The organism is Vibrio sp. B181a (assembly GCF_030248375.1).
In the GTDB taxonomy this organism is placed as follows: Bacteria; Pseudomonadota; Gammaproteobacteria; order Enterobacterales; family Vibrionaceae; genus Vibrio; species Vibrio campbellii.
Genome location: NZ_JAHGAD010000013.1, coordinates 76,443 through 85,131 on the forward strand (window position 1 = coordinate 76,443; position 8,689 = coordinate 85,131).

The window sequence follows — 8,689 nt, forward strand, 5'->3', positions numbered from 1 at the left end:
GTTAACTATGAACTCAGTGAGACAAAGAAAAAGGTCGGCTTACAAACCGACCTTTTTTAATTCCTCGGCAGCGAAATCAGCAGTAATCGGAACATAACCGTCTTTCGCAACCAGCGCTTGCCCTTGGGCAGAGAACATAAAACGAATGAACTCAGATTCAATTGGGCTTAACGGATAATCAGGATGTTTATTCACGTATACATAGAGATAACGCGATAGTGGGTACTTACCTGAGATAATATTTTCACGCACTGGGCTAACGTAATCTGTGCCTGTTTTCGCAATAGGAACTAAACGAACCCCAGCAACTCGATAACCCACACCGGAGTAACCAACACCGCTAATCGTTGATGCCACAGACTGCACCACTGATGCTGATCCTGGCTGTTCATTCACACGAGTTTTGAAATCACCGCCACACAAGGCGTTACTTTTAAAGTAACCGTAGGTACCCGATACCGAGTTACGCCCAAACAACTGCAAGTTACGTTTTGCCCATTCAGCTTTGATGCCTAACTCACGCCAGTTAGTGATGAACTCACTTTCACCGCAGCGCAATGTCGCGGAAAACATCGCGTCCAGCTGATGGAAGTTAAGCCCTTTGATTGGATTATCTTGGTGCACAAAAATACCAATTGCATCAATCGCAACGCGAAGCGCCGTTGGTTTGTAACCATGCACCCGCTCAAATGCTTCGATCTCTCGCATACGCATTGAGCGACTCATTGGCCCGAATTGCGCAGTTTGCTCTGTTAACGCCGGTGGCGCAGTCGATGAGCCAGAAGCTTGTACCTGAGCATTAATGTTCGGGTAGATAGATTTAAATTCTTCCACCCAAAGCGTGGTCATACCCGCTAACGTATCTGAGCCGACAGACAATAAGTTACCGGCTATGCCAGTTGTCTTTTGATAATTCGGCAACGGTTCATCTTGTGCAAAAGCCACGCTGGAGAGTACCAGTGTGGCTAGAGTAACTTTCTTGATTACTTTGGATACGACGCTCATTACTTCACCACCAAACGACTTGGTAGAACGAAAGAGAACTTACTGCCAACGCCAACTTCACTGTGGATTTCGAGATGAGAATCATGGTGGCTCAACGCGTGCTTCACGATGGCCAAACCTAGACCACTGCCGCCGGTATCGCGTGAGCGGGCTTTATCGACGCGATAGAAACGCTCGGTCAATCGATGTAAATGTTGCGGCTCAATACCGTCACCGCTGTCTTCCACCTCAAGGCAAGCGCCTTGTGCGGTTTGATACCAACGAACGTTAATGTGTGCACCGGGTGGTGTGTATTTCACCGCGTTGTACACCAAGTTAGAGATCGCACTACGCAGTTGGTCATCATCGCCAAGCACGCGCAGACTAGAATCAACATCGAACTTCAACTGATGCTGATCATCACCACTTAAGCTTACCGCTTCCTTCTCTAGCACTTCTAACATGCTAGGGACATTGACCACATCTTCCAACTCATGCATTGGTGCCGCCTCAATCTTAGACAGCGTCAGAAGCTGATTAACCAAGCTGTTCATGCGGTTGAGCTGCTCTGTCATCACCCCATGCGCTTTCGTCCACATCGGGCCAACAATCATGTCTGGATCTTCCGTCATCTCAAGATATCCTTGCAGTACCGTCATCGGTGTACGAAGCTCATGAGATACGTTAGCGAAGAAGTTACGACGCATACCTTCAAGCTGTTTAAGTTGGCTAACATCACGCACCACCATCAGATGTTCCCCTTCGGTGTAAGGTACGATACGCAGTTCCAACATTCGCTCGACATTCAATGGTGAGCACATTTCTAGCGGCTCTGAGAAGTCTTGTTTATTGATGTACTTAATAAAGTCTGGAGTACGGATGAGGTTAGAAATAGGTTGCCCAGAATCTTCCGGCCAGTGGAAACCCAAAAGGTGTTGTGCGAGCTTGTTACACCATACGATGTTACCTTCAGCACGAAACACCACCACCGCATCCGGCAGCGATTCAGCACCATTACGGAAACGGCGAATCAAATTGGTAAGCTCTTTACGCTTACGACGCTGACGTTGTTGCAATCGGTATAAGCCGTTGAATAACGATTCCCAGTTGCCACTGCCTGACGGTGGCGTAAGACGCTTTTCATCCCACAACCAAGCCGACAAGCGCACCTGATTATGCAAATGCCATACAAGCTGCAAAGCCGTGGCCGCCAATAGCAACCACGGCATATAACCGAATATCCAACCTATGATCACCCAAGGGGTGTAAAAAAAAGCCAGCTCCCAGGCCAGCTTTTTCCAAGTCAATCTTTCAACCACTCATTACTCCAGAAATGGTATTGATAAGCTGCTAGCGATGTTATGCCTTCGTCGAGAAACGGTATCCTGCGCCACGAACGGTTTGGATTAGTTTGTCGTGACCTGCCGCCTCAAGCGCTTTACGCAAGCGACGAATGTGTACGTCAACGGTACGGTCTTCTACATACACGTTGGTACCCCAAACGTTGTTTAGCAGTTGTTCACGACTGTAAACGCGCTCTTGGTGCGTCATAAAGAAGTGCAGCATTTTGAACTCAGTTGGTCCCATATCTACTGCTTCATCATTTGCAGTCACGCGGTGAGAAACAGGGTCCAACTTCAGACCTTGTACATCAATCACATCTTCAAGCGCAGTCGGTGTTACGCGGCGAATAACGGCTTTAAGACGAGCAACCAACTCTTTTGGTGAAAAAGGTTTGGTGATGTAGTCATCCGCGCCAACTTCTAAGCCGCGCACTTTGTCTTCTTCTTCACCACGAGCTGTCAGCATCACAACGGGAATATTGCGAGTTAACTCTTCGCGCTTCATGTGTTTGATGAAGTTAATACCACTGCCACCTGGTAGCATCCAGTCTAGTAGCACTAAATCCGGGAAGGGTTCAGCCAGTTTGGTTACCGCAGAGTCGTAATCTTCTGCTTCTACTGCTTGATAACCTTTCTGTTCAAGCACGAAGCATAGCATTTCGCGAATCGGAGCTTCGTCTTCAACAACCAGAATCCTTCTAGACATAATTGAATAACCTTATGTGAGTTGAGCTAATGAATTTAAAGGACAAAGCGCCCCTCTATGCATAAGCATTATTACTACCAATTATGACACTTTTGTGACCTTTGAAAACAAATTTTCATATAAGTTTCTTTTGAGATTCATCATGATCTTTTTCAATTCAATTAGGACAACGCCGAGAAAATTCCCTATGATTAGTCCCTTGTCATCAAGCCTAGAGAAGATTTATGTGGTTTAAAAACTGTCTGGTATACCGCGTTAACCGCGAGGTTAACTTCAACGCCGATCAACTGGAAACTCAACTAGCCGAGTTCCGATTCACCCCTTGTGGCAGCCAAGATAAGCAAAAGTTTGGTTGGGTTAGCGCGATGGGTAGAAATGGCGACATGATGACGCACGTTTCTGAAAACCGCATTCTGATTTGCGCTAAGAAAGAAGAGAAAATGCTGCCAGCTTCAGTGATCAAAGATTCACTAAACGCGAAAGTAGAAGCAATGGAAGCACAAGAAGGTCGTCCTCTTAAAAAGAAAGAAAAAGACAACCTTAAAGATGACATCGTAATGGATCTGCTGCCTCGTGCATTCAGCCGCAGCAGCCACACTTACGTACTTATCATGCCAAAAGAAGGCTTCATCCTTGTTGATGCAAGCAGCTACAAAAAAGCAGAAGACGTGTTAGCACTATTGCGTAAAACAATGGGTAGCCTACCTGTTGTACCAGCAATCCCAGAAGTAGCTATCGAAACGACGCTAACGGAATGGGTGAAAACCGGTGATACGCCACAAGGCATTTCTATGATGGACGAAGCTGAGCTTAAGTCTGTGCTAGAAGAAGGCGGCGTGATTCGTTGTAAGAAGCAAGAGCTGACAACCGATGAAATCCGCAACCACATCGCTGCAGACAAAGTAGTGACTAAGCTAGCACTGAACTGGCAAGATCGTATCGAATTCATCATGGCAGAAGATTCTGGCATCAAACGTCTGAAGTTCTCTGATGAACTAAAAGATCAAAACGATGACATCCCACGCGAAGATCAAGCTGCTCGCTTCGACGCAGACTTCTCTCTAATGTGTGGCGAGCTCAGCGCTTTCCTACCAAATCTATACGAAGCATTGGGTGGCCTGCCAAACCCTAACGCTTAATTTAGTACAAAGATTAATCATAACGCCCTCACTTTTTTTGAGGGCGTTTGTTTATCTAAACCATAATTCTCCTAGTCACAGGTCACATTTTGACGTAAAATTTGCGCCCCATTTCCATGAGGTGGAATTGGCCTGACTTGTGATCAGATACTAAGAGAATTGAGCAATGACAACAGAGAAAGCATTCGTACCAGAGCTACTGTCTCCTGCAGGTAGCCTTAAAAATATGCGTTACGCATTCGCCTACGGCGCAGATGCTGTATACGCTGGCCAACCTCGCTACAGCCTTCGCGTACGTAACAACGAGTTCAACCACGAAAACCTACAAATCGGTATCAACGAAGCGCATGCCCTAGGCAAAAAGCTTTACGTGGTATGTAACATCCAACCGCACAACTCTAAGCTTAAAACTTTCATCCGTGACCTTAAGCCAGTGGTAGAAATGGGCCCAGACGCACTTATCATGTCTGATCCAGGTCTTATCATGATGGTCCGCGAAGCGTTCCCAGAAATGCCAATCCACCTGTCTGTACAGGCGAACGCAGTAAACTGGGCAACAGTGAAGTTCTGGGCTGCTAACGGTGTTGAGCGTGTGATCGTTTCTCGTGAGCTTTCTCTAGAAGAAATCGAAGAAATTCGCGAGCACTGTCCTGAAACTGAACTAGAAGTTTTCGTTCACGGTGCTCTATGCATGGCTTACTCTGGCCGTTGCCTACTTTCTGGTTACATCAACAAACGTGACCCTAACCAAGGTACATGTACTAACGCATGTCGTTGGGAGTATAAAGTTGAAGAAGGCAAAGAAAACGACACTGGCGATATCGTAGAAAAATTTGACCCAACGGAGGCGCAAGCAATCGAAGTTGCTGACGAGCGCCCTGAGACAACCATCGGTCGCGGCAAACCAACCGATGAAGTCGTTCTGCTTTCTGAAGCGCACCGTCCAGAAGAGAAGATGGCAGCTTACGAAGATGAGCACGGCACTTACATCATGAACTCGAAAGACCTGCGTGCAATCCAACACGTGGAACGTCTAACTAAGATGGGTGTTCATTCATTGAAGATCGAAGGTCGTACTAAGTCATTCTACTACTGTGCTCGTACTGCTCAGGTTTACCGCAAAGCGATTGACGACGCAGTTGCTGGTCGTCCATTTGATGAAAGCCTAATGGGTACGCTAGAAAGCCTAGCTCACCGTGGCTACACAGAAGGTTTCCTACGTCGCCATACTCACGACAGCTACCAAAACTATGATTACGGTTACTCTGTATCTGATGCTCAGCAATTCGTTGGTGAATTCACTGGCAAACGTCGTGGTGACATGGCGGAAGTTGAGGTGAAGAACAAATTCATCGTTGGTGACAGCCTTGAGCTAATGACACCAAAAGGCAACGTAATCTTCACGCTAGAAGCGATGGAAAACCGTAAGTCAGAATCAATTGAAGACGCAAAAGGTAACGGACACTTCGTATTCATCCCAGTTCCAGAAGACATGGATCTAGAATACGGTCTGTTGATGCGTAACTTAAATGCAGGTCAGGATACCCGTAACCCAACTGGTAAGTAATCATGGCACTACTTATTACCGATAAGTGCATCAACTGTGATATGTGTGACCCAGAGTGCCCTAACGGTGCTATTACTATGGGTGACAGCATTTTCGAGATTGACCCAGCGCTCTGTACTGAGTGTAAAGGTCACTACGAGAAGCCAACATGCCAGTCAGTGTGTCCTATTACAAAGTGCATAATTACCGACCCTAATCATGTTGAAACTGAAGAGCAATTGCTAGAGAAGTTTGTGATTATTCAAGGGTTAGCGTAATCAAAAGAGGTTCAACTTTGCAGTCAAAGTTGAACCTTTTTTTTAACCCGATTTTTCGATAGGAATGATGTTGCAAAACAGTTCTTTCTCGAAATGATACTCTAACTTTTCGCGCCAGTTTTCAGCTTGAGATACCGGTATCAAATAAAAATTTTCACGGCTCGTATCAGTAACGAAAGCTATTCCGTATTGCATCAGTTCGTAATGCACATCATTAACAAAACCTGGATCAAGGCGCTGACGCCCTGTCAGGTGATTAACATCCTCTCGAGTCAAATAGACCCCTTTAATATCACTGCTAAATCTGTGTCTTAACCACTCTGCAAATTCTTTTGCACAAATCATAGTCATGGTTTTGTCCTTGATTAACTCTTTGGTGGGGAGACCGCCTCCTTTCCCACCTTAATACAGTAGTCTGCGTTGTCGTTTGTCCTTCACCAACCAACAGACATATTGCTAAGAAATCAGAGAATCGCGACGAAAAGATCTTTCTTGAAATTAAAGTTGCGAGTAACGAAAGCGAACACAACCTTTTGTTTATGTTAGATTTCTATAATATGCCACCAAAACTAATCAGGTTAGTTTTTGTACTGGTATTATTCACTGTAGACAAAAGAATGATCTTTCTCCAGTTTCATAAAAAGAACTGGAAAGGGCATATTTATAGATTAACGAGGGGCAAAGGTCTTTAGTTCTTAGTGATCAACGATTGACACTGTGCTGGTATCACCTTTTGTTTTTTCGGTTTTGGTGTCACCTTAGGCTTGTTCTTCGCCACTGGAGGCGGCGTCGTTTTAGGTTCCCAACTAGCCAATTCAGCACCACAGCCATCACCCATAGGAGGAGGGGCTTGGTTTACACAATTAGAGCTCGACTCAGGGCAAGTTAACCTGACATGAAAATGGTAGTGGTGTCCCCACCACGGACGCACCTTACGCAACCAAGCTCGGTCATTCTCTCCTTCCTGCTTACATAGCTGCTCCTTAATCACTGGATGAACAAAGATACGAGCCACGTCCTCACTTTGTGCCGCACTACGAATAAGCTCAAAGTGCCGAGCCTCCCAGCGATGCTCTAGGATCTTGTATTTCTTGAGATCCACGACACTCATTGGCTTAGGAAGTTGAAGCTCATTATAGGAAAGCGGTTGATCAGCCAAACGCAGCCAAATATCAATGTCTAATCCTGTTTGATGGCTAGAATGGCCAGAAGAGAAGCGCCCGCCTCTTGCTAATGACAAATCACCAATAAGTAACGTTGTATTCAGATCTTGGTTTGCTTTCAGCGCTAACTCTTCAACGAAATTTATTGTATGGGGGTGCCCATAGTAACGTTTCGTTTTACTTCGTAGTACCTGATAACCAATACCATCAAGAGGGAGAGGAGAAGCGCCATCTAAGCAGCCGTTTGCATAACTGCCAATAGAAGAAGAAATGTTTTTTGTGGGACCAGAGACCTGCTCCCACGGGGATGCATAGAGTGAAGCTGAGAATAAAAAACTTAAACAAAAAGAAAGACTCAGCTTCATCACGCTCATTCCTTAGTAGTGCTCACCATTATCATAGTAGCCTTTAGGAGAGAGTGCAGAGAAAATTACCGCAACGTCGATATCTTCACCTACGATGCCACGTACTTGCTTAGTAATCGCTTTGGCAACTTCGTCCTGAGTATCTTGTCCACGGTCGAACCACAACACCTCAACAAAAGGATAAGCGCTGCTTACTTCACCTTCACTGAAAAAAGTGGTGTAAATGTACTCAAACGTGAAATCTTCACGAGGGCAGTCCATTAATGGCTGTAATTCATCAGTAAGAGGTTTTGACAGTGCTTGAACCGTTTGAGGTTCTACCGCTCTAAATCGAAGATGTGGCATAGACTTGCTTCCTAATTATTAGAATTCAGCGCCGATAATAACAGGAAGTCACCTTCTAATCACGCTGAGCGCTAGCTATCCGCCACAAAACTGGAGGATACCTTAAAGCCATAGTGGTGATTCAAAAGCTTCGACCCAACACTGCTATTTTGGTATTAGGGGGATCCGCTACTCTTTTAACTAGGTTGATGCTCTTTTCTTCAAACGTAAAAAAGCCCCAGCATTTCTGCTGGGGCTTTAGAAAATGGCAGGGGTGGATTGGACCAGCACTCTGGAAATTCGATAAGACTTGCAACCAAGCGGGTTGACGCTCCAGCCGTCCAACTAGATTAGTACTCTTTTCTTCAAATACGAAAAAGGCTCTAGCATTTCTGCTAGAGCCTTGAATATGGCAGGGGTGGATTGGACCGGCACTCCGGAGATTCGATATGGCTTGCTACCAAGCAGGCTGGCGGCTCAGCTCCCAACACGCACTATTTGGGCATTAGGGGAATCCGTAGATCTTCCAACTAGACTGGTACTCTTTCCTTCATATACGAAAAAGGCTCTAGCATTTCTGCTAGAGCCTTAAATATGGCAGGGGTGGAGAGATTCGAACTCCCAACACGCGGATTTGGAATCCGCTGCTCTGCCAATTGGAGCTACACCCCTGTAGTTCGTGTTTAATGAGACGACTCTCGAATAAGTGGCGGAGCGGACGGGACTCGAACCCGCGACCCCCGGCGTGACAGGCCGGTATTCTAACCAACTGAACTACCGCTCCGCACTGGTTAGACCTAAAGTCTAAATTTAAAGCCTGGCGCTGTCCTCCTCTCACATG

Annotated in this window: 9 protein-coding genes and 2 tRNA genes; 3 read left to right on the plus strand and 8 right to left on the minus strand. The window is 45.9% G+C overall.

Annotated features, from left to right (window positions below; genetic code table 11):
- Positions 1-39: 39 nt before the first annotated feature.
- Genes KIO97_RS07080 through phoB form a run of 3 tightly spaced genes read right to left on the minus strand, consistent with a single transcriptional unit; the run spans position 40 to position 3,033 of the window.
- Complete coding sequence (locus KIO97_RS07080) at positions 40-1,005, minus strand: PstS family phosphate ABC transporter substrate-binding protein (RefSeq protein ID WP_285381710.1); 966 nt, start codon at positions 1,003-1,005, stop codon at positions 40-42.
- Positions 1,005-2,303 carry a phosphate regulon sensor histidine kinase PhoR gene (gene phoR, locus KIO97_RS07085; RefSeq protein ID WP_285381712.1) on the minus strand — a complete coding sequence of 433 codons (1,299 nt, stop codon included), beginning with the start codon at positions 2,301-2,303 and terminating at the stop codon, positions 1,005-1,007. Before phoR ends, KIO97_RS07080 begins: the two co-directional genes overlap by 1 nt.
- 40 nt (positions 2,304-2,343) lie before the next feature.
- On the minus strand, positions 2,344-3,033 hold the full coding sequence (gene phoB, locus KIO97_RS07090) for a phosphate regulon transcriptional regulator PhoB (protein WP_005424836.1): 690 nt from the start codon (positions 3,031-3,033) through the stop codon (positions 2,344-2,346).
- A gap of 224 nt (positions 3,034-3,257) precedes the next feature.
- Here phoB and rdgC point away from each other — a divergent pair, with 224 nt between their 5' ends.
- The 3 genes from rdgC (at position 3,258) to KIO97_RS07105 (ending at position 5,996) form a co-directional block, all read left to right on the plus strand.
- Complete coding sequence (gene rdgC / locus KIO97_RS07095) at positions 3,258-4,172, plus strand: recombination-associated protein RdgC (protein ID WP_285381713.1); 915 nt, start codon at positions 3,258-3,260, stop codon at positions 4,170-4,172.
- Between the two features lie 166 nt (positions 4,173-4,338).
- Complete coding sequence (gene yegQ / locus KIO97_RS07100) at positions 4,339-5,739, plus strand: tRNA 5-hydroxyuridine modification protein YegQ (protein ID WP_005424818.1); 1,401 nt, start codon at positions 4,339-4,341, stop codon at positions 5,737-5,739.
- Between the two features lie 2 nt (positions 5,740-5,741).
- Positions 5,742-5,996 (plus strand): YfhL family 4Fe-4S dicluster ferredoxin, encoded by a 255-nt coding sequence (locus tag KIO97_RS07105; protein WP_005445273.1) that lies wholly within the window; start codon positions 5,742-5,744, stop codon positions 5,994-5,996.
- A gap of 42 nt (positions 5,997-6,038) precedes the next feature.
- Here the strand turns inward: KIO97_RS07105 and KIO97_RS07110 are convergent, their stop codons facing one another.
- From KIO97_RS07110 to KIO97_RS07130, 5 genes are all read right to left on the minus strand, one after another.
- Entirely contained in the window at positions 6,039-6,347 is a 309-nt protein-coding gene (locus KIO97_RS07110; protein WP_285381714.1) for a hypothetical protein, read from the minus strand.
- Positions 6,348-6,684: 337 nt separating this feature from the next.
- The gene (gene mepA, locus KIO97_RS07115) at positions 6,685-7,524 is read right to left on the minus strand and encodes a penicillin-insensitive murein endopeptidase (RefSeq protein WP_285381715.1); all 840 of its coding nucleotides are present in this window, start codon (positions 7,522-7,524) and stop codon (positions 6,685-6,687) included.
- A 12-nt stretch (positions 7,525-7,536) separates the two neighbouring features.
- Positions 7,537-7,869 (minus strand): DUF1904 domain-containing protein, encoded by a 333-nt coding sequence (locus KIO97_RS07120; protein WP_005424824.1) that lies wholly within the window; start codon positions 7,867-7,869, stop codon positions 7,537-7,539.
- Positions 7,870-8,443: 574 nt separating this feature from the next.
- Positions 8,444-8,520, minus strand: a tRNA-Trp gene (locus tag KIO97_RS07125).
- 35 nt (positions 8,521-8,555) lie between these two features.
- Positions 8,556-8,632 (minus strand) — tRNA-Asp (locus KIO97_RS07130).
- Positions 8,633-8,689 lie beyond the last annotated feature (57 nt).